The 19,238-nt window shown below is 64.0% G+C and carries 20 protein-coding genes; 2 read left to right on the top strand and 18 right to left on the bottom strand.

What is annotated here, in order from left to right; all coding sequences use genetic code 11:
- Window positions 1-7 precede the first annotated feature (7 nt).
- The 13 genes from VFZ97_02260 to VFZ97_02320 form a co-directional block, all read right to left on the bottom strand.
- Window positions 8-1,663, bottom strand: coding sequence for an AMP-binding protein (locus VFZ97_02260; GenBank protein ID HEX6392234.1), 1,656 nt, complete (start codon window positions 1,661-1,663; stop codon window positions 8-10).
- A 3-nt stretch (window positions 1,664-1,666) separates the two neighbouring features.
- Complete coding sequence (locus VFZ97_02265) at window positions 1,667-2,044, bottom strand: hypothetical protein (GenBank protein ID HEX6392235.1); 378 nt, start codon at window positions 2,042-2,044, stop codon at window positions 1,667-1,669.
- Between the two features lie 106 nt (window positions 2,045-2,150).
- Entirely contained in the window at window positions 2,151-3,221 is a 1,071-nt protein-coding gene (locus VFZ97_02270; GenBank protein HEX6392236.1) for a hypothetical protein, read from the bottom strand.
- 32 nt (window positions 3,222-3,253) lie between these two features.
- Complete coding sequence (locus VFZ97_02275) at window positions 3,254-4,084, bottom strand: hypothetical protein (protein HEX6392237.1); 831 nt, start codon at window positions 4,082-4,084, stop codon at window positions 3,254-3,256.
- On the bottom strand, window positions 4,081-4,668 hold the full coding sequence (locus tag VFZ97_02280) for a hypothetical protein (GenBank protein ID HEX6392238.1): 588 nt from the start codon (window positions 4,666-4,668) through the stop codon (window positions 4,081-4,083). The genes VFZ97_02275 and VFZ97_02280 overlap by 4 nt, the downstream gene beginning before the upstream one ends.
- 20 nt (window positions 4,669-4,688) lie before the next feature.
- Window positions 4,689-5,771, bottom strand: coding sequence for an MCE family protein (locus tag VFZ97_02285; protein ID HEX6392239.1), 1,083 nt, complete (start codon window positions 5,769-5,771; stop codon window positions 4,689-4,691).
- Complete coding sequence (locus tag VFZ97_02290; GenBank protein HEX6392240.1) at window positions 5,768-6,862, bottom strand: MCE family protein; 1,095 nt, start codon at window positions 6,860-6,862, stop codon at window positions 5,768-5,770. The genes VFZ97_02285 and VFZ97_02290 overlap by 4 nt, the downstream gene beginning before the upstream one ends.
- Before the next feature lie 10 nt (window positions 6,863-6,872).
- A complete protein-coding gene (locus tag VFZ97_02295) occupies window positions 6,873-8,045 on the bottom strand; it encodes an MCE family protein (GenBank protein HEX6392241.1) in 1,173 nt (390 codons plus the stop codon).
- Window positions 8,042-9,052: an MlaD family protein gene (locus VFZ97_02300; protein ID HEX6392242.1), complete on the bottom strand. Its 1,011-nt coding sequence runs from the start codon at window positions 9,050-9,052 to the stop codon at window positions 8,042-8,044. Before VFZ97_02300 ends, VFZ97_02295 begins: the two co-directional genes overlap by 4 nt.
- A 13-nt stretch (window positions 9,053-9,065) precedes the next feature.
- Entirely contained in the window at window positions 9,066-10,124 is a 1,059-nt protein-coding gene (locus tag VFZ97_02305) for an MCE family protein (GenBank protein HEX6392243.1), read from the bottom strand.
- Window positions 10,121-11,575, bottom strand: coding sequence for an MCE family protein (locus VFZ97_02310; protein HEX6392244.1), 1,455 nt, complete (start codon window positions 11,573-11,575; stop codon window positions 10,121-10,123). The genes VFZ97_02305 and VFZ97_02310 overlap by 4 nt, the downstream gene beginning before the upstream one ends.
- 9 nt (window positions 11,576-11,584) lie before the next feature.
- A complete protein-coding gene (locus VFZ97_02315; GenBank protein HEX6392245.1) occupies window positions 11,585-12,445 on the bottom strand; it encodes an ABC transporter permease in 861 nt (286 codons plus the stop codon).
- 10 nt (window positions 12,446-12,455) lie between these two features.
- Window positions 12,456-13,358 carry an ABC transporter permease gene (locus tag VFZ97_02320; GenBank protein ID HEX6392246.1) on the bottom strand — a complete coding sequence of 301 codons (903 nt, stop codon included), beginning with the start codon at window positions 13,356-13,358 and terminating at the stop codon, window positions 12,456-12,458.
- A gap of 233 nt (window positions 13,359-13,591) precedes the next feature.
- Here VFZ97_02320 and VFZ97_02325 point away from each other — a divergent pair, with 233 nt between their 5' ends.
- Complete coding sequence (locus VFZ97_02325; protein ID HEX6392247.1) at window positions 13,592-14,491, top strand: ABC transporter ATP-binding protein; 900 nt, start codon at window positions 13,592-13,594, stop codon at window positions 14,489-14,491.
- On the opposite strand, the gene VFZ97_02330 is transcribed toward VFZ97_02325, so the two are convergent.
- Window positions 14,474-14,917: a cyclic nucleotide-binding domain-containing protein gene (locus tag VFZ97_02330; GenBank protein HEX6392248.1), complete on the bottom strand. Its 444-nt coding sequence runs from the start codon at window positions 14,915-14,917 to the stop codon at window positions 14,474-14,476. The genes VFZ97_02325 and VFZ97_02330 overlap by 18 nt on opposite strands.
- A 134-nt stretch (window positions 14,918-15,051) precedes the next feature.
- Here VFZ97_02330 and VFZ97_02335 point away from each other — a divergent pair, with 134 nt between their 5' ends.
- The gene (locus VFZ97_02335; protein ID HEX6392249.1) at window positions 15,052-15,402 is read left to right on the top strand and encodes a carboxymuconolactone decarboxylase family protein; all 351 of its coding nucleotides are present in this window, start codon (window positions 15,052-15,054) and stop codon (window positions 15,400-15,402) included.
- On the opposite strand, the gene VFZ97_02340 is transcribed toward VFZ97_02335, so the two are convergent.
- From VFZ97_02340 to VFZ97_02355, 4 genes are read right to left on the bottom strand one after another with little or no spacing between them, the layout of a single operon-like run.
- Entirely contained in the window at window positions 15,399-16,262 is an 864-nt protein-coding gene (locus VFZ97_02340) for a serine hydrolase domain-containing protein (GenBank protein ID HEX6392250.1), read from the bottom strand. The genes VFZ97_02335 and VFZ97_02340 overlap by 4 nt on opposite strands.
- Window positions 16,259-17,215, bottom strand: coding sequence for a metal ABC transporter substrate-binding protein (locus tag VFZ97_02345; GenBank protein ID HEX6392251.1), 957 nt, complete (start codon window positions 17,213-17,215; stop codon window positions 16,259-16,261). Before VFZ97_02345 ends, VFZ97_02340 begins: the two co-directional genes overlap by 4 nt.
- A gap of 9 nt (window positions 17,216-17,224) precedes the next feature.
- Window positions 17,225-17,959, bottom strand: a complete 735-nt coding sequence (locus VFZ97_02350) for a polysaccharide deacetylase family protein (GenBank protein HEX6392252.1) — start codon at window positions 17,957-17,959, stop codon at window positions 17,225-17,227.
- Window positions 17,956-19,140 (bottom strand): glycosyltransferase, encoded by a 1,185-nt coding sequence (locus tag VFZ97_02355; protein HEX6392253.1) that lies wholly within the window; start codon window positions 19,138-19,140, stop codon window positions 17,956-17,958. Before VFZ97_02355 ends, VFZ97_02350 begins: the two co-directional genes overlap by 4 nt.
- Window positions 19,141-19,238 lie beyond the last annotated feature (98 nt).

Raw genomic sequence — 19,238 nt, forward strand, 5'->3', positions numbered from 1 at the left:
GACATGTTCATTCGTCCAGTTGATGCTCCGCCAGTTGCCGCTTCAGGACCTTTCCGGACGGGTTTCTGGGCAGCTTGTCGACGAACACCACGTCTCGGGGGACCTTGTAGCGCGCGAGGTTGGCACGAACGAAGTCTTTTACGGCGCCTTCATCGACCGTATGGCCGGACCGCACGACCACGAAGACGCGCAGTCTCTGGCCAAAGTCGGGGTCCTTCACCCCGATGGCCGCCGCCTCGAGGATCGACTCGTGACTGGAGAGCAGGTCCTCCACCTCCGCCGGGTAGACGTTTTCTCCGCCCGAAACGATCATTTCATCGGCGCGGCCGTCGATGAACAGCCGTCCCGACTCGTCGAAATGCCCGACGTCTCCGGTGGACATCAGCCCGTCGATCGTCTCCTTGCTGCCCCCTCCCGTGTACCCTCCGAACTCCATGCCGCTCCCCACGAATATCCGGCCAACGGTTCCGATCTGCACCTGGGTGCCTGCGTCGTCGTATATCCGTACCGTCGTCCCGAGCGGCGCCTTTCCCGCAGTGCCTGGTGCCGCTTCGAGATCGTCGGGGGTGGCGATGGTTGCCCATGCGACCTCAGTGGAGCCGTAGAGGTTGTAGAGCACGTCGCCGAAGGCATCCATGGTTTTTCTGCATAGTGCCGCGTCGAGTTGCGCACCGCTCGACGCGATGATGCGCAGCGAGGCTAAGTCCGCGGCGGCTATTCGGTCGGTTCCAAGTGAGACGAGTCGGTTGAGCATTGCGGGCACAAGCACGAGTGAGCTACAACGGTGCTCGGCAAGGGCGACCAGCACCTGGTCGGGGTCGAACCTTCTTCTCAGGACGATCGTCGAGCCGAGGGCGAGCATCAACACTGACGTCCCCAATCCCCACGCGTGATACGCGGGGGAGGCAATGAAAGAAGCTTCGCGGCTTCGGAACGGAATGCGGGAGAGGATCGCTGCTGGAGCCACCAGAGACCGCGGCTGCGCCGTGGTCGCTCCCTTCGGTGCTCCCGTTGTGCCGCTCGTCAGGATGATCACCGACCCGTGACCGAAGGGGGGAGCAGGTGGCTCAGGGTTGCCGGCCGCGATCATCGATGCGAGGGTCGGATCCCCTTCTCTTGAAGTCCCCTCGGTCCAGGCGATGTAGCGCCCGTTCCGGGCCCTTACCGCGGCGACAGTTTCGGCGAACTCTTCGTCGTAGATGATCGTGTCGAGTGCTTCGCGCTCCGATACCTCAGCCGCCTGAGGCCCGGAGAAGTCCGTGTTGAGGAAGAGGACTCGCGCGCCGAGCTTCAACGCCGCATGGCTGGCGTCATAGATGCCGCGATGGTTGCGGCAAAGGATCCCGACCCTAGAATCCTCGGCAACTCCTCGCGCCCGCAGCGCATTTGCCAGAGCGTTGGACCTGCGATCCATCTCGGCGAAGGTCACCGTGCCGAGCTCGTCCACCACGGCTGGCCGGTCTCCATATCGAATCGCCGCCACCGTCGACGCGGCACCCATCGCACCGTAACGGTCGAGCGCCTGGTACATGGCGAAAAGCCTGTCTGGACGCTCGGCTCCCACCATTCCCGAAGCAACGAGCGTCGCCAAGGCCTGGGCCTCGACGGGCAGCCTCAGTAGCGTCCTGGAGAGTTGGGTGAGGTTCCGGACCGGACCGGGCATCGATCAGCCTCCGATGGTGTAGTTGCAGTTGTTCCGCACAAAAGTGATTACCCGATCCCCGGCGGCCTTGACTGCGGGATCGAGCAGCACCCGCCCGAGATTCGGGTCGGACAGTTTCTTGGGGTCGAGTCCCGCTTTCTGCAGGTCGCCGAGGATCTCTGCTACCGAGTTGAAATAGAGCCTCGTGTCGGCGGCGGCCGGCTGCGGTGCGGTGGCGATCATGGTGGGCACTTCGGCGAGGTAGTCGTTGACGATCTGGGCTCGCACCTTTTGGGTCGCGTGAGGAAGCTCCGCAACGTGCTTGTAGATAGCCACCACCACCGTGCAGTAGCCGGTCGTGTCCGGTACCGATGGCACATTTGGCGGGCGCCACCTGTCCACGGTCAAAAGTGTCGTCGAGCTCGATGTTCTCGGTCGGGAACTGTTGCCGCACCCGGCTGCCACTGTCACCAAAGCGGCAAGCGCTGCGGCGAATACGAGTGTGCCCTTAGGCGGTCGTGTGTATCGCAAAGGTGCTTGGGGCGAAGAAGGTGTTCTTCCCTGGAGGGGACGGGAGACCTAAAAGCAGGTTAAGAAGGTTGGCGTTCGATTGTGTACACAGCGTCGACGGCGCCGTCGTTGCCGCGCCCGGCGCCGACGGCGAGGGAGGCGTGTTCGGGTCGACCTTTGCAACCGCGAAGTCGTTGCTGACCAGAGTGGCTTGCGCCCCGGTGATCGGACCGGTGATCGGCTGGCCGGTCATGTTGCCACTAGTGCCGCTGGTCAAGTGCGCAGGGCTGGTCTCTTGAGCGTAAGTGAGCCCCGTCACGGAACTGACGCCGGTTGGGCCCACCGCTAGATCTGACGCCGGCAAGCCTGCCTCACGCAGGTCGCCGATCGGGATCGTGCACTCGTTCCCCGTGGCCGCGGTTATCTGTCCCAGGATCGGACCCAGAACTGACAGTGCCGGACCGAAATCGCTTGTCGACTTGGCGGCGGCGTTGAACTCTACGTTCAGTCCTCCGTTCGCGGCTGGGGTCAGGTCGATGACCGCCGACAGCTGACCATCCGCCGCACCGTATCCCGTCAGTACGGGCAGCCCGGAGATTCCGGTGATCGACACCGAAACGGGGATCGGGTTAACGAACTGGAAGTTGTTGTTGTAGTGAGTGTCGTTCTGGTTGCCTTCCGGGTTGGGGGCAATCGATCCCTGCTCGGTTGGGAGCTGGAACAGGCCGCAGGTCGTCGCGTATATCTGTCCCGGATTTCCTGGAAGGAACGTGGGGCCGCCACCGAGAACCGCGGTAAGCAACCCGTTGGAGATCTCCAGGTAGCCACCTGAAGGAACGCTTGGAAGCGCGCCGCCCGGCGGAGGCGGGTTTGGGCCGAGCGTCGCGCTGAAAGGAATCTCGTACGGCGTGAACGGAGCGTTCGGAGCCGCCCCTCCCGCCGGGTACTGCTCCGCTTGGCAGTTCATCGGAGGCTGGGCCTGTGCGGCGGTTGTCGCCACCGGCAATAGACCGATGCCCAACCCGATTGACACAGACGCACCGAGCGCGGCGGTTACCAGCGGGGCCACTCGACGTGCTCGATGTCGACGACGGCGTCCCATCAGCTGGGCCACGGGCACTGGGCGGTGGGGGTCGGGTTGTTGATGCCCTGCAACTCGAAGTCGAAGCAGAACGGAGTCTTGAACGTTCCGACTCCCGGCGCTGCTGGTAGCCCGAGCAGTTGATTGAACGTTTGAGCGACCGAAGGCGGGCAACTGTTCGACGCCTGGACGGGTGGAACGGCGAAGGAATTGCTGACCGCCTCCGCCTGGCCCTGCATGGTTGGACCGGTGACAGGTGCCCCCGTCAGGATCCCGTCGTGCTTGGTTGTAAAGAGGGCGGTCAGGGTCAGGCCGCAGGTGATGGTGTTGCTGAGGGTGCTTACCGACTCAGTGGTCGCGCCGCTGATGGTGATGTTGAGACCGCCGTTCGGGGCTGGAGTCAGGTCGATGGTCGACTTGAGCTGCCCGAACGCCACGCTCGCTGGCAGGGCCTCGAGGCTGGCGACGTAGACGTTCGGGGTCGCGATGTTGAAATTGTTTGGCTCGATGGTTCCCGAGAGGTCGGGCAGCTGAATCAGCCCGCACAGCGACGCGTAGAGGTGGGGGATCTTGACGTTCGGCGGCAGGTCGATCTCGCCGCCGTTGATGATCGCCTTAAACGGGACTTCGTAGCGGACCTGGCCGCTGTACAGCTTGCCTTGGTACAGGAACGGCGTCGCGGGCGGCGGGTTCGGATAACCGGGAGGTGGATATTGCGCGGCGGGGCAATTGGTTGGGAACGCCGGCGGAGCGGTCGCGTCTGCGAACGCCGGCACGTCGGAGACGACCCCGACGATCCCAGCCGTCGTTAATAGCGCCGCAGCGCCGAGCCTCGCCCGCGCAAGCCTCACTTGGGAACCTGGAGCTGGTCGATCAGCCACTGACCGTTCTGCCGGACCATCGTGAGCTTGACCCTTAGCGGCTGGGTCACAGAATTCGGTTTTTGAACGGTATTGGTGACGGTTTGATCGACGAAGATAAGCGCGACGGCCGTCGAGCTGGATACGGATTCGAGCCCTACGTCGACTACTTGTCCGGTAGCGACGGCGTTGTACTGGCTCAGAAGTTTGGACAAGTCGGTGCTGGTTGTTTCGAAGTCGTGGCGGAACTTGGCGGTTGCGTGTTTCTCGACGTTCGCCCACGCGGAGTTCGGCCCGTTGAGGTTCTTGTAGTCATAACTGGACAGGTAGATCCCGTAGGTTCCGGCCGCCGTCTTGGCGCTGTTTCTCAACGAGTTCTGCGAGTCCTGGTCCCGCACGCGGAGCACAGTGAATATGAGCGCGCCGATGAGAATGAGGATCAGCAGGATGTTGACGATTGCCGTGATCCCGAACCGCCCGATGACGCTCTGGCTGCTCGGGCCGGACTTTGCGTGCAGCGGCCCCGAGGGACGCTGCTCGCCGAATTGGTTCTCTGTCATGTCTGTGTCGGTCATGTTTGTCATTTCTGTCATTACTATCCCTGGGGTAGTGCCGGCGCCTTGTCGGCGCCTCTTTGGAGTAGGTCGGAGGCCTGGTGCCCGCAGTTCTGGGTCAGGTCGGCTTGGACGACCAGAGAGGTCGGTTCGACCATCGTCGCGCTGTACGGGCAAACGGGGTGGTCGTAGTTGAAGGTGAGCTCGAAGCGGATCTGTCCGTTGGTGGAAGTTGAAGCGATGTCTTGAGCGAACAAGGGAAGCACTTGGAACAGGGCCTGGAAGGCCGGTTCGCGCTCGAAGCTGATGTTGCTCAAGGTTCCGAGTTCCTGGAGTAGCTCGATGATCGGTTGTGCGTTTTGGGTGAGGAACTGATTTCCGGTGGTGCTGACGGTCGCGCCGTTCTGAAGCAGCTTGATCAGGTCGCCGTTGGATTGGGCCACCTGTTGCGAGAGCAGGTTGAGGTTGTGGGCGAAGCTCGCGAAGTTGTCGCTCGTCTGGTTGAACGTCGATAGGACCGTGTTGCCCGAATTGATGAGGTTAACCGTCCCGGGAGCCGCGGATTGCAGGGCCTGAAGGAGCGTGCTTCCGTCGACGATGATCGAGCGGAGGTCTTGCCCGGCTCCCTGGAGCCCTTCGGCGAGAGCCCGGCTGAGCGTGTTCAGATCTGAAGCGCTCAGGCTGCTGACCAGCGTGTTGACCGTATTGAGCACTTGGCCGATCGATACAGGGACGCTCGTTCGATCCTCGGGGATGGTGTAGCCCGCCTGGATGAACGGGGGGTCCATCGCGGCGGGCACGAGATCGAGGTACTGCTCCGCGGCAGCGGTGAGTTCCTTGACGCTCGCCGTCACGTTCGCGGGGATCTTTACCCCGTGGCGGATCGCCATGTCCACCACGACGCGACTCGGCTCCAGGTGGAGGCCGGTGACCTTGCCGACCTGGACACCGCGGTATGCGACCCCTGCATCCTGGTAAATCCCACCCCCCGTCGTTAGAACCGCGTGGATGGTGTACGGCTGGTTGGTCAGCTTGATCCCAACCGCGTCGAAGAGGATGTAGTAGAGCCCCAGCAGGGTTACGACGACCAGCGCGATGATGCGGGTGAGTATCGAACGGCTCACGGGAGGCCGCCTTCGATGAGCGTGGCAATGGCGGAGCGGTCGTAAGACTGGTCACTCTCCGGCGGGTCGACAGTAACCTTCTGAAGGGCCGGAGCATTCGACGGTACAGGCGGCACCTCGATAGTCGACTGAATGGAGAGCTGGGCGTAGTCGCCGGGAGCGATGTTCGGGGTGTTGGTCTCGAAGCTGTTCACCGCGTCGAGCGCCGGACCCAACTGCTGCTGAACCGACAGGAGCTGCCCGATCAAGGCCTGCAGTCCTTTGAGCGTCGCGACTGTGCCGGTAGCGCTCTGTTGGATGATGTTGTTGGCGGCCCCGCTGAGGGAGTCGAGCTGGGTCAAAAGGTTGGCCAGGTCGTGGTTCTCTTGACCTAGCACTGCCACTGCCGGGCCTAACGATGCAATGCCGTTGGTGATCGTGTTCCGTCCCTGGTTGAGCACCTGCGAGAGGCCGGATATCGCGGTCAGGGCGTTGTCGACCGCTGGAGTGTTGTGCGCGAACGAGGTCACGGTGGCATTCAGCGATTCCAACAATTGCCGAATCTGAGTCTGGTTGCCGTTGAACGCCAGGTTGGTCTGGGTGACGATCGTTTGCAGCTGGTCTATCCCGCCTCCGTTGAGCAGGGCGCCGAGGGCGGCGAAGGCGTCCTCGACGCTCGGAGCGGTGCTCGTCTCGGACTCCGGTATCACCGCACCATCGGCGAGATACTGCGACGAGGGAGGTGCCGGTGCGGGGGGTTCCAGGAGAACGAAGTCCTCACCTAGCGGGGTGTCGAAGTGGATGGCTGCGCTCGTCCCCTGAGGAAGCTTGACGCTCGCCTTTATCCTCATGGTCACGACCGCCTGGAAGTCTTTCAGTCCGATGGACGACACGTATCCGACCGAGAACGCCCCGAGCCTCACCTGGGCGTTGGCGGGAAGATTTACTACGTTGCCGAAAGATGCGGTCAGCTTGTACGTGGGGCCGGAGACTCCGCCGAGCTTGGGCAGCGACTGGAGGCTGAGTCCGCATGAGGACGCCAGCAGAGCGAGCGCGACCAGCGCGCCTGCCAGTCTGTGGTTTGCGGGGCCTAGTCGTAGCGCCTGTTTCATGACGTGAGCTTCATGACGTGAGCGCTGCCAGTGTGAGGTTCGGTCCGGGTGACGCGCCTGGCGGGGGAGTCAGGGCGTTGAGGGCATTGCCGATTCCGCAGAGCGTGTCGACGGGGGTCGCCACGGTCAGGGGGTTCGTCTGAGTGCCGGTCGCGAGGATCACGAGGAACCGGAGCGCCGAGTTGCCGCAGACCTGGTTGAACAGCTGCTGGGTCGAGGCAACCGCGTCGTACCGACCGCGCAGTGCGGGGCCACCCGAGGCTCCCTTGTCGATGGCGTTGTCCAGGTTCTGGAGGTCCAGTGGCGACAGGTCCAGGATTTTCTTGAGGGCGTCTTGCTGGCTCACCAGGCTGTTGGCGAACGTGCTCAGATCGCTGATGCTCGACCCTAGATGCGAGCCGTCGGCCCGGATGAACGAGGTCAGATTGGCGAAGAGCTGTTGCAGCGACGACAGCACTGACGCCAGGTCCCCGCGATCGCTCGCGAGTATCTGGCTCACCGCGGCGAGATCGTTGGTGAATGACGCGTAAGTGCCGGAGTTGGTGGCGAGCGCCTTGCTCAGGTCCCCGAGATTGTTGAGAAGGTCGGTCAACTGGCTCGAGTTCTGGGCAAAGCCGTGCAGGGCGCCGCTGACGTTCACGACCGCAGAGTTGAAGTCCGGACCCGCGTTCCCGAACTGAAGGGCGAGACGGTGGACCACATCGGTGAGCGCGCCGCTCTTGTTGGCCTCGTTGGGGCCGAGTTGATAGGCAAGGTTGTTCAACGCCGCGTACACCGCGTCGACCGACTGGGGGATCGCGGTCCGGCCCAGAGGTATCACCGAACCGGCTGCCAGGACTGGGCCACCGGTGTAGGCGGGTGTCAGCTCGACGAACCGGTCGGCCACAACTGTCGGCGCCATTATGACGGCGTTTGTGTCCGACGGGATCTTCAGATCCGACCTGACTTGCATGGTGACGACGACGTAGCCGGGTTCGGCCTTGACACCGGTGACCGATCCGACCGGAATCCCAAGTACGTCGACGTGGTTTCCGGCGTAGAGGCCTGGCGCTTCGGCGAACTCCGCCGAGATCGGTTTGGTGGAACCGCCTCCGACGACTACGACGAACGCGAGGGCGGCGACGATGATTGTCGCCGCGGCTGCAGCGAGTAGCGGGGTTGCTCGCGCGATCAGGCGGTTCACGCTCGGCACCCTCTCTGCGGGTCGAGCGCCCCGACCTTCGCGCACTGGGCTACGAGGTTGTCGGGAATGACGAGCCCGGGGGCAACCACGTCGGCGAACGGGCCAGAGCCGGTGACGTTGGCGCTGTAGCGCGAGAACGCGGCCAGCAGCGGGATCGCTCTGCCGAGATCGTTGCTGTCATGAGCGAGCGTCGCGGAGACCGACTGCAGGTTCGCCAGAAGTGGGTCGAGCACCGAACGGTCGTCAAGGATCAGGTGGTTGAGACGTTGGGTCAGCGCAGTCGTGGTCGATAGAAGGTTGTCGATCGCCGCTTTTCGCTGGTTTAGAACCTGAAGGACGATGTCACCCTCGCTGAGCAGGCTGACCAGCTGGTTGGTGTCGGAGTTCAGGGTGGACGTGAGCCGTCCCGTTTGAGCGATCAGGTCGGCGACTTCGGTCTGCTTGGCGGCAAACACGGCGGAGAGTTGTGCGACACCGTCGATCGCAACCTTGGTCTCCGCAGGCGTGTTGGCGGCGAGGGTCTGGGTGATGACTTGCAGCGATTGGACCAGCTGCGGGATGTTCGTCTGCTGGGTCTGAGTCGTTAGTTGGTTGAGGTCGCCCACGAGGGTGCCCGCCACACTGGTTCGGTCGAGCGGGATGGGGGCGTTGAGGTGGCCGGGACCGTCAGGGGTCAGCTCGAGATACTCGACTCCGACCGGGTTGAGCACCTTCGCGTCGATCCGGGTTGTATCGCCGAGGCGCGGGCCCCCGCTGACGCTGAAGGTCACCCGGGCGACCGACCCGTGCAGTTGGAGGCCGGTGATCGCCCCGACTCGCACGCCTGCAACCGTGACGACATCTCCTTTTTCGAGACCGACAGCGTTGGCGAAATCGGCCTTGTAGGTCTTCTGGCTGCTGATCAGAGGGAGTTTGGAGAAGTTCAGCGCGAGATACGCCGCAATCACGAGCACGACCGTCGAGATGCCCGCGATCGCGTAAAGGTTGAGCTCCCTGAATTTCCTCACGACCCGCTCCTGGTCATGAGCACACCCTCGTGTGCTGTGACTCGTCGCCGATGACGCCCACCGGAACGGGAAGCCCGGGGGACTGCGGCACCGTAGGAGAAAGCTTGACGCTGATCGGGTTGCTGACGTTCAGGGTCAGGTCGCAGATGTAGACGCTTAGGTAGTTGCCAGAGCTGGACACTTTGTCGAGGGCGTACAGAAGCCCGGGCAGGTTGTGGATGACCGCAGAGAGCTGCGTCTGGTTGCTGAGTAGCTCGCCGGTGACACCCTGCAGGCCGGAGAGGTCCTGATCGAGGGTGGGCTGGACGTTCTGAAGGAGGTTGTTGGTGTTGGTGACTAGTTGACTCAATCCGGTCACCGCGTCACCCACGGTTCCGCGCTCGTTGGCCAGACCCGTAACCAGTGAGTTCAGGCCGGTAATCAGGTCCGACAACTGGGTGTCGTGCGCGTTGACGCTCGTCAATAGGGGGGTGAGATTGTCGAGAATCTGGTCGATGACCTGTTGCCGAGATGCCAGGTTCTGAGTCAGGACCGTCGTTTCGTTCACCAGGTTGCCGACAGCCCCGGATTCGCCTTGGAGCACCTGGATGATCGAGCCGGTCAGGTCGTTGACCTGCTTCGGGTCGAGAGCAGCGAGAAGGGGCTGGAAGCCAGAGAAGACAGTTGTCAGATCCAGCCCTGGCCTCGTCCTCGAGATAGGAATGGTCGCCCCGGGCCTGAGCCGGGCGCCTCCCGATGTGCCCGCGGAGATCTGGAGGTATCGCTGCCCCAGGAGGTTCTCGAATTGGATCGACGCTGTCGTGGTGCTGGTGAGGTGTTGGGAGCTCGACACCGAGAAATCGACCTTGGCCCGGTCGCCTACGAGGCTTACCCCGTTGACCTTGCCGACTTCCACCCCTGCGATACGTACCGTATCGCCGGATTCCAGACCCGTCGCGTTTGCAAAGATCGCGTGGTAGCCGGAGCCGCCTTTTACGTCGAGAAGGGTGGCGACGACGCTGATGGTGATGATCACCGCCACCACGACAAAGATGACGAGCTTGATGAGATCTGAGAGGTACCGCCGGTTCACGACGTTCCCGAGATAGAGGCGAACAGGGGGTACAGAAGGAGCGCGGCCACGCCGGGAGAGGCGGGGGGCCTTCCGCCGTTGAGTGCGGAGGCGATGGATTCGATCGCGTTCAGCTCTTCTGCGTAGGGATAGCTGTCTGCCGCGGCTACAGAACCGCCGGCGGGAGAGGACGTCTGCCGCTGGGTGGAGTTGGTCGGGCCGGCCGCGACACTCGAACCTGAGCTCAGGCCGACGTCGCTCGCGGATACGCTCGACGGCTGACCGGGCGACGCCGCGGGACTTCCGCCGCGGCCGCAGTAAGGATTGGTCGCGCCCGGATACGCCGGACAGTTCGCCGACGTGTAGGTCTGGGGATTGAAGTCGGGACCCAGCGCGGCGGCGAGGGAGGATGGGTTGTTGTAGCCGAGTGCGGCGTTGATGCCGGAGCTGATGTCAGCGACGGGAAGGTTCGCAGTCACTGACAAGTACGGCCCGTGTGACTCCGCCGCTGCCCATGCCGCCGCCCACTGGCTCAGCCCCGACAAAGTCAAGGACAGCTCGTTCGGATTGGAGGTCACGTCGCCCAGTAGCGGCCCTGACTGGTTCATGAGGTTGATCAGGTCGGTTTGCTCGGTCGAGAACACGCGCGCCAGTTGACCGGTCGCGAGTTGACCGGTCGCGAGAAGCGTGTGAAGGTCCGCGGCTTGGTTCGTGATGGTGGCGCCGGTCGTCTCTGAGTTGGCGAGCAAACCGAGCAGGTCCGGTGTTGCAGCCGCGAGGTGGCTGCTGACCGGAACCAGTAGCCGCAAGTCCGCCTGGATCGTGTCCAAGTTGGGCTCGATCGTCTTGCCGGTGTACTGGGACGCGGCGTCGAGAGCCTTCCCGAGGCTCTCTCCTTCGCCGTTCAACGCCGTGGCAAACGCGGTGAGCGCGGTGTCGAGGTCGGCCGGATGGATGGCGTTGAGCAGGTCGTAGAGCTGAGTGACCGTTCCCTGGAGCGAAGTCGACGGCTCCCCGCCGTACGCCGGTATCGAGTCGCCCGCCTCCAGGTGGCCAGCGCCGATCGTCGCGGGCGGAACCAGGTCGACGTACTGATTCCCGAAGATGGACAAAGGGGCGACCTGCGCCTGGACCCCCCTCGGGACGTTCACTATTCGGCTCGGGTAGAAGTCGAGATGCACCACGATCGTGCCGTTCGGTGCCTGCGCCTCGCTGGCTATCTTTCCGACCGTGACGTTCCTGTATTGCACCGGTGCTCCGACGCCGATCGCGTTGCTACCCGATGGAATCTGAGCGTCGATGGAAACCACGCTCGTGAAGTGGCCGGTGAAAGCCAGAATGATCGCGTACACGGCCGCGACCACGGCCACCGCGAGCAACAGACCCAACAGGGCACGCGCGGGCCGCGATTCCTGGATCGACTCCAGGCTCAGACGCCGTCTACGAGGGGTGGCGGAAACTTCGGCGCTCACAGAAATGCCCTAACCCGTGATCTTTACCGGGCTCGACGTTCCCCAGAAGAGAACGGTCATGAGCATGTCCGACACCGCGATCGACACGACGCTCGCGCGGATCGCCCGGCCCGCGGCCCTTCCGACTCCTTCCGGACCGCCTTTCGTGTTGAACCCGTAGTAGCAGTGGATCGCCGTGACGAGGACCGCGAACACGACCACTTTCAGAACGGAAAGGAGGACGTCCCGCCCGGTGAGGAACTCGTGAAAGTAGTGGAGGTAGGTGCCCGAGCCCTGTTGCGCGACGGCGATGACGGTCAGCTGAGTGGCCAGATAAGCCCCTGCCAGTGCCGCCAAGTACAGCGGTACAGCGACGGTCAGGGCGGCGAGCATTCGCGTGGTGACCAGATAGGCGAGCGAAGGGATGCTCATCACTTCGAGCGCGTCGATTTCTTCGGTGACTCGCATGGCCCCGAGCTCGGATGTGAACCTGCAGCCCATTTGCGCCGCCAATCCGAACGCGGTCAGGAGCGGAGTGAGCTCTCGGGTGTTCGCGAACGCCGACAGGTAGCCGGCAAGCGGACCGAGTCCGATGATTTGCAGTCCCTGATAGCCCTCCAGCGCGAGCTGCACACCCACCACCGCGGAGAGAAGAGCTGCGACGACGACCGTGCTCGCCACGATCGCGAAGATCCGGCCGCCGAAGGTCACTTCACCAAGCAGACGGAAGTACTCCTTCCGGTAGCGGCGAAGTACCAGGGGGACGTCGACGACAGCCCGCAGGAAGAACACCAGCATCTCGCCGAACATGGCGAACTGGCCCACGACGGAGTTGGCGAGCTTCACACCTCGCGTGCGGGTTCCTCTGAGAGCGCTGGCGGGAGTGACCATCAGACCGCCATCACACGAACGGGGGCGGGACCAAGACGAGGAAGATCTCGGTCAGGATCAGGTTGACGACGAAGAGGGAGATCCCCGTGACGACAACGGACTGGTTTACGGCCTCACCCACGCCGGACGGGCCTTTCTTGACGCTGAGGCCCTTGTAGGCGGCGACCACCGAAGCGAGCACGCCGAAGACGGCCGCCTTCAGCTCCGATTCGATGATGTCCTGAGGCTGGGCGAACGTGGTGAAGGAGTTCAGGAAACCCCCAGCCGACCCGTGCAGCACGGTCACGTCGGCGATGTATCCCGAGATGATCCCGGCCATGGCGACGATCCCATTCAGTAGAACGGACACGATGACCATTGCCAGCATTCGAGGCGCCACGAGGCGCTCGACCTCGTCCAGGCCCATCACCTGCATCGCGGCGATCTCGTCCCGGATCGTCCGTGCCCCGAGGTCGGCGCACACTGCAGATCCACCCGCGCCAGCGAGGACGATCGCGACGATCAGGGGTGCCGCTTCCCGAACGATGCCGACCGCGTCGACGGCGCCGACGAAGGACGGAGCGCCGATGTTGTTGGCCAGGCTGCCGACCTCCAGGACGAGGACGAGGCCGAACGGAAGGGCTATCAGAAGGGTCGGGAGCAACGAGACCGAAACCAGGAACCAGGCCTGCTCGAAGAATTCCCTCACCGCGAACCGCCCGTGAAGGATTGCGCTTATTGACGCCACGATCGTGTCGAGCACCAGGGCGACGAGCGCCCCGAACGATCGCACTCCCCCCAAGGCCGCGTCTTCCAAACCCCGAGCAGCCTTTCGAGTCGAGTCGGCGATCAGCTCCGACACCCCCGGCCGAGGCCGGTCTAGCGAGGCCCGCTGCTCCCCGGGTTCGGGCGCGGCGGCCATGTCGACGGTCATGGCCTGTTGCCCAGATTCACCGATTTGTCCGCATCGTCCCAACGGTGCCCACGGCGAAGAGACAACCACACGGTTCGTGGGCCAGCAAGGAGCCTCGCGGGTGCCTCGAGGGAGTCCGGAATCAGGTTCTCCCGCACGTGAGGGAATTGCCTCTCCGAACCCGAATATCCTGCACGTAGCGCGGTTTTCCCAGCCGGCGCACACGCGGACACCGAAGCCGCAAGGAGGAACTAGTGGCTATATCCCCCACGGGCTTGCAGGACCGGTCGCACACGACGGTCCCGGATCCCGTCATCTCTCTGCGGGGGGTCACAAAGCGCTTCGGCAACCACACCGTCCTGAAGGACATCACCTTCGATGTGCCTCGGGGAAAGATCACCGCGGTGCTCGGCCCGTCCGGGACGGGCAAATCGGTTCTCCTGAAGAACATCATTGGCCTGCTGAGGCCCGAGGAGGGGCAGATCTACATCGACGAAGAACCGATCGTCGGGATCCCGAACAAGGAGATGCTGCGAATCCGCCGCAAGTTCGGCGTCCTCTTCCAGGACGGGGCGCTGTTCGGGTCGATGGACATATTCGACAACATCGCGTTTCCTCTGCGCGAGCACACCAACAAGGGGGAGAAGGAGATCAAGGCCCTGGTCCTCGAGAAGGCCGAGATGGTGGGCATGGTTGCCCACCTCGACAAGCTGCCTGCGGAGGTTTCGGGGGGCATGCGGAAGCGCGCCGGCCTGGCCAGGGCTCTCATCCTGGATCCCGAGATTGTCTTCTTTGACGAGCCCGATTCCGGACTCGACCCGGTCCGAGTCGCGTACCTCGACGAGCTGGTCATCTCGGTTCAGAAGGAGACCGGCTGCACATTTTTCATAATCACTCACAACATCGAGTCGGTGAAACGAACCGCTGACTACATCGGCATGCTCTACCGCTCGAGCCTCGTCCGCTTCGGGCCGGCGAGCGAGATGTTCACCAGCGAGCGCGCACTCGTCAAGCAGTTCCTGGCTGGGAGTTCGGTCGGCCCGATCAGTATGGACGAGATGGTGGACGCTGCACGGGGTGAGGAAGAGATCCAGGCGCTGATCGCCGAAAGCGCGGACGCCGCCCAGCGGCCTACCTCAGCGAATGGTTCCTAGTTCGCGCGAGTCCATGTCACGGATTCGAAGAGACAGCGATCGCAACAGGCTCTGAACGAACTTCGGCGAGGAGTCGACCAGGGACTGGAAGTCGTCCTGTGCCAGCTCCAGAACCTTCATGTCGGTGATCGCTCGAACGTTCGCGGACCTGGGTTGACCATCAATTAGTGAAAGCTCACCGATCACGTCGCCGGGGCCCAGCCGTCCCAGGACGGTGCCGTCCTTCTCGACCTCCGCCTCTCCTTCCAGTATCACGAACATCAGCCCGCCGTCGCGGCCAGCCCGGGTCAGGATGGTCCCGGCCGGCCGGTCCATCTCGACGGTCTTGGACGCGATCTGGTTCAGATCACGCTTCGAACACGCCTCGAACAGAGGCAGGCGAGACAGCACGTCGACCTTGTCTCGCTTCAGAAACCGGGAAACCATAACTACCGAAACTAGTTGACCGAGCGGGACTCTGAGCTGTCTGGTGCGAAGACACGCCGCTGATCGGCTCGATGTAGTCACCGATATACCAGCGGACGCGACAATCTTGCTGTACTCGACGGCAAGGAGGCCAGGTGATACACCCCAACGAGGTCCTCGGTGAGCTGAGGGAACCCGCCCACGAGCTTCGCGAGCACATCCCGGACGTCATCGGGGCTTATGCGGACATGCAGCGCGCGGTCATGACCGACGGCGCCCTACCGTCCAAGACGAAGGAGCTCATTGCTCTGGCGATCGCAGTGACACGCGAGTGCGACGGTTGCATCGCTTCTCATGCCCGCGGCGCCGCCAGGCGAGGCGCGACCGAGGTGGAGGTGGCTGAAGCGTTGGGCGTGGCGGTGCTGATGAACGGTGGCCCGGGGACCGTGTGGGCTCCTCGCGCTCTTGCTGCGTTCCGGGAGCTGGCGGGGCCTCCGGAGTCCTAGCCGGGCGGCTCGAAGCCGTCGGTTGTGTAATCAGGGGTCCGGTATTCGGCGATCACGTCGTCGGAGAACTCGGACCAGCCTTGTTCAGCCCAGGGGCCGAACCCGCGCCCGGTCAGCAAAGCAAGGGCCAGACCGAGCCGCGGGTCGACCCAGAGGAAACATCCGGACTGGCCGAAGTGACCGAAGGTCGACGGGGAGTTCCGGTGTCCCGTCCAGTGCGGCTCTTTGTGATCGCGTATCTCCACTCCAAGTCCCCAGTCGTTGTGCTGTTGGGGTCCGAACCCGGGAAGCACGCCCGACAGGCCGGGCGTCGCCACCTGTGTGCACTCGATCAGCGTTGATCGGCTCACAACTGTCGGTTCCAGTAATTCGGCCCCGATGGCCAAGAGGTCCGCGAGGGATCCGCTCGCTCCGTGAGCCGGTGAACCGTCGAGGCGCACACCGTCAAGACCGAGCGGGTCGAGCAGACCTGTCGTCATGTATTCGGGGAACGACATTCCGGAGCGTTCAGCGAGGTGGGCTGCAGCAAGCTCGATTCCCCGGTTCGAGTAGATCCTCCGGGTCCGCGGTGGTGCTAGACGTCGATCGTCGTCGGGGGCGAGCCCCGAGGCGTGCGACACCAGGTCCGCGAGTGTTGCCCCGGGCGGTCCGACCGGATCGTCCCAGCCGACCGTGCCCTCCTCGGTGGCGATCCAAAGACTCATCGCAGTCAGGATTTTGGTGACCGACGCCCAGGGGAACGTCCTTCTCGTGTCCCCGTGCGAAGCGACGACGGCGGGACCCTGGTCCATCCCGCGGCGAACCACACCGGCTGCCGCCAACGGCGCCCACTCGCTTACCTGCGCGAGAGGCGTTGTCACGGGCCGCTGCTGGAACCGGCACACCCCAACGCGTCGTTCAACCGGCCGAGGTTGGACTCGAGCAGGTTGATGTACGTCGCCTGCCGAGGCCACCCACCGGGAGGTGGACCGAGGAGGGTGTCGAGTGTTCGCACCTTGACACCAGCGGCGGCGGCGACCGACGTCACCGTCTGCGCAGGTACCCAGGTTTCAGCGAACACCGCAGTCGCCCCTGTCGCCCTCACCGAGGCCGACTCGCCGGAGATCTTGGCGGGGTCGGGCGTCGCGGACGTCCCGAGAGTGTCCCCGAGACTGTGCCCGAAGCTGTGCCCGAAGCTGTGCCCGAAACTGTGGTAGTCCAGGTCGTACCTTTGCGCCACACCTGCGAACGCGTCATCCGCCGCGAAGATCGTCCGCCTCGGGCAGGTCGAGAGAGTGCTCTGGTAGTCGATAGCGGTCGAGTCGAGTTCCACCTCGAGCGCACGTGCGCCGGCCCTGAATGCACCGGCATCCCCGGGATCGGCCCGTTCCATTGCGGCCTCTATGGCCGGCACCACCTGGCGCATGGCCGGAGGATCGAGCCAGTAGTAGGGCTCGGAAGCCACCGTTCCCAGGTCGAGTTTCTGTTTCGCAGCACCCGAACCTGAGTAGGACGCGGGCTGAACCGCCTGGCCGGCAAGGATCAACAGACCGGCTTGCTGGATCTCTGCGTCCTGCGCCGAACTCGGTCGGAATGCGAACGGGTCTGAGCCGGGGGGCACCAGGTCTGTGGCGTGGGCCTTTCCCTCACCGATCAGGTCGACGGACTGAGCAACTGGGTAAGAAGCCGCGACGACCTCCAAGGTGGGCCCCTGACGCCCGTGGAGCGCGGTCGATTCGCCGCAACCGGCGAAAGCTGTTACCGCGGCCACGACAACCGCACTTCGCCGTATTCCGGCACGCGTGCGCAGTGCGATGCATGTCGTCTTCGCCACGAGGCGGCCCTAGCCCGATCCGCCTACGCCGTGCTCCGAGAGAGGCCCGACCGTCAGGCCCTGCTGGCCCCACTGCTCTGCAAGCAGGGGAAGGCTGTCGAGCGTGGATCGCCAACTTCCGGGAGCCGACGTGATGTCAGAGTCGTGCAGAAGAACGGTGGCCCCCGGCCGAAAGGTCGCTGCAACCCGTTTGGCGACGCTCCAGCCCGTCGAGTCCTCGCGCCAGTCCACGCCCCAAGTCGTCCAGAGAACCATATCCAACTGCATTCGCATACCAGCAAGAAACGACGAGACGGAGACGCCTCCGTAAGGCGGCCTGAACCATCTGGGTGTTACGCCGGTGACCTGCTCGATCGTGTCGGTTGCCCTTCTGACGTCCCTGATGGTCCAAGGCGCGGGACGGACGAGGTGGCTGGTGTGATTGTCGCCGTGAACGGCGATCTCGTGCCCCCGCTCGACCAGTTCACGTGCCAAGCCCGGGGACCGCCGCACCTGGGAGCCGAGGCAGAAGAAGGTGGCTCTCCACCCGAGGCGCTCCACTTCGTCGAGAATGAGAGGCGTCGACGCGGGGTCGGGCCCGTCATCGAAGGTGAGAGCAACGTGATCTGCCCGGCCGACACCTGACAGCTTCGGGAGCAGTAGCGATCGAGCCGAGCGCCAAGCGACAACCCCGGGAAGCGAATGGGCGAAGGCGACGCCCCCTGCGGTCAGCGCCATTCCTCCTGCGAGCCTGCGTAGCTTCATCTGGAAAAAAGTGCTGCCGGCGTCGTAGTCACCATCGCCGCGATCAGCTCAGCCGGATCGGGTCCGAACATCTTCGAGGCCGCGGAAACCTGCGCAGCCCGAGCAGGGCCTGCGTGGGTCAGCGCGTCGAGCAGTAGCGACAAGGCGTCGGCGTCGGCGGCGCCGCTGACCACACCCGCTTCTGACATTGCTTCAGCGTTCTCTCGGCCGTGTCCGGGGATGGTCTTGTAGCTGACCACGGGTACACCTGCCCTCATGGCTTCGAACGCGGTCAGGCCGCCGGCATTGTCGACCACCACGTCGCAAGCTGCGATGACGCCGGGCATGTCATCCGTCCACCCGAGGACGACTGCGCGCATGGATTCCCTCCCGACGACTCTATCCAACCGCGACCGCAAGCGGCGATCCGATCCGCACGCCACCACCGGGACGAACCGGCCTCCCGCCGCGACGTCTCGGACGGTCTGCTCGACTTGCCCGACACCCCACGAACCGGCTGCGACCAGAACGGCGCGCTCGGGGTCGTCGAGTCCGAGCTTCCTGCGGGACTCTTGACGGGAAGGTAGACCAGACGGCTCGAACGCTTCGGACACTGCGGGCTCGCAGACGTTCGACTGGATGCCCGAAAGTTCGGCGGCTCGCCTGGCTGGGCCTTCGTGCACCGTGAGGGTCAAGTCGACCCCAGCGTGGATCCACAGCGGATGCACACCGAAGTCGGTGATGTAGTTCGCAACCGGGACGGCAAGTCTCCCCGTCTTCCGAAGCTCGCCCAGGCTGAGCGTGGCGAGCGGGTAGGTGGACAGGATGGCGCACGGACCTGCATCGTCTATCCAGGACAGGAGTCTTCGTCTTGTCAGGATCGCAACGAAACGAGCCAGCGGTGGGCACAACCATGGTGCTCGGAACCACATGCGGTAGGTCGCCTCGTACGTGCCGGGCAAGTAGCGGAGCTGGATCTCATACGACCGTCGTAGGGCGGCACCGATCCGGAGCGGTCCCGACTCTAGGAAGTCCCTGACGTCGCTGGAATAGCCGAGCCTTTGCAGGCGACGAGCCAGCTCGCGAGCAGCTCCGTCGTGGCCCGCTCCCATGCTCGCCGAGACCACCAAGACCTGCAGCTGGCGGCGTGCGTCGCGCGCCTGAGGTGCGGTTCCGCGCAGACGTCGCCGGCGGCCTCGCACGAATCGCGACACTAGTGTGCGGCCGCCTCGGAGAGCCCTACGCCCGTAGGGGTATCTTCTGGCTACAGGCATGCCGATCCAGGGCTGCCGACCTGCAC

Source organism: Acidimicrobiales bacterium (assembly GCA_036378675.1).
Lineage (GTDB): Bacteria > Actinomycetota > Acidimicrobiia > Acidimicrobiales > Palsa-688 > DASUWA01.

Coding starts and splice junctions, on each gene's coding strand:
- VFZ97_02260 (HEX6392234.1), bottom strand. CDS start 1,663: ATGCCCGGTCCGGTCCGGAACCTCACCCAACTCTCCAGGACGCTACTG.
- VFZ97_02280 (HEX6392238.1), bottom strand. CDS start 4,668: ATGACCGACACAGACATGACAGAGAACCAATTCGGCGAGCAGCGTCCC.
- VFZ97_02290 (HEX6392240.1), bottom strand. CDS start 6,862: ATGAAACAGGCGCTACGACTAGGCCCCGCAAACCACAGACTGGCAGGC.
- VFZ97_02315 (HEX6392245.1), bottom strand. CDS start 12,445: ATGGTCACTCCCGCCAGCGCTCTCAGAGGAACCCGCACGCGAGGTGTG.
- VFZ97_02320 (HEX6392246.1), bottom strand. CDS start 13,358: ATGACCGTCGACATGGCCGCCGCGCCCGAACCCGGGGAGCAGCGGGCC.
- VFZ97_02330 (HEX6392248.1), bottom strand. CDS start 14,917: ATGGTTTCCCGGTTTCTGAAGCGAGACAAGGTCGACGTGCTGTCTCGC.
- VFZ97_02350 (HEX6392252.1), bottom strand. CDS start 17,959: ATGAAGCTACGCAGGCTCGCAGGAGGAATGGCGCTGACCGCAGGGGGC.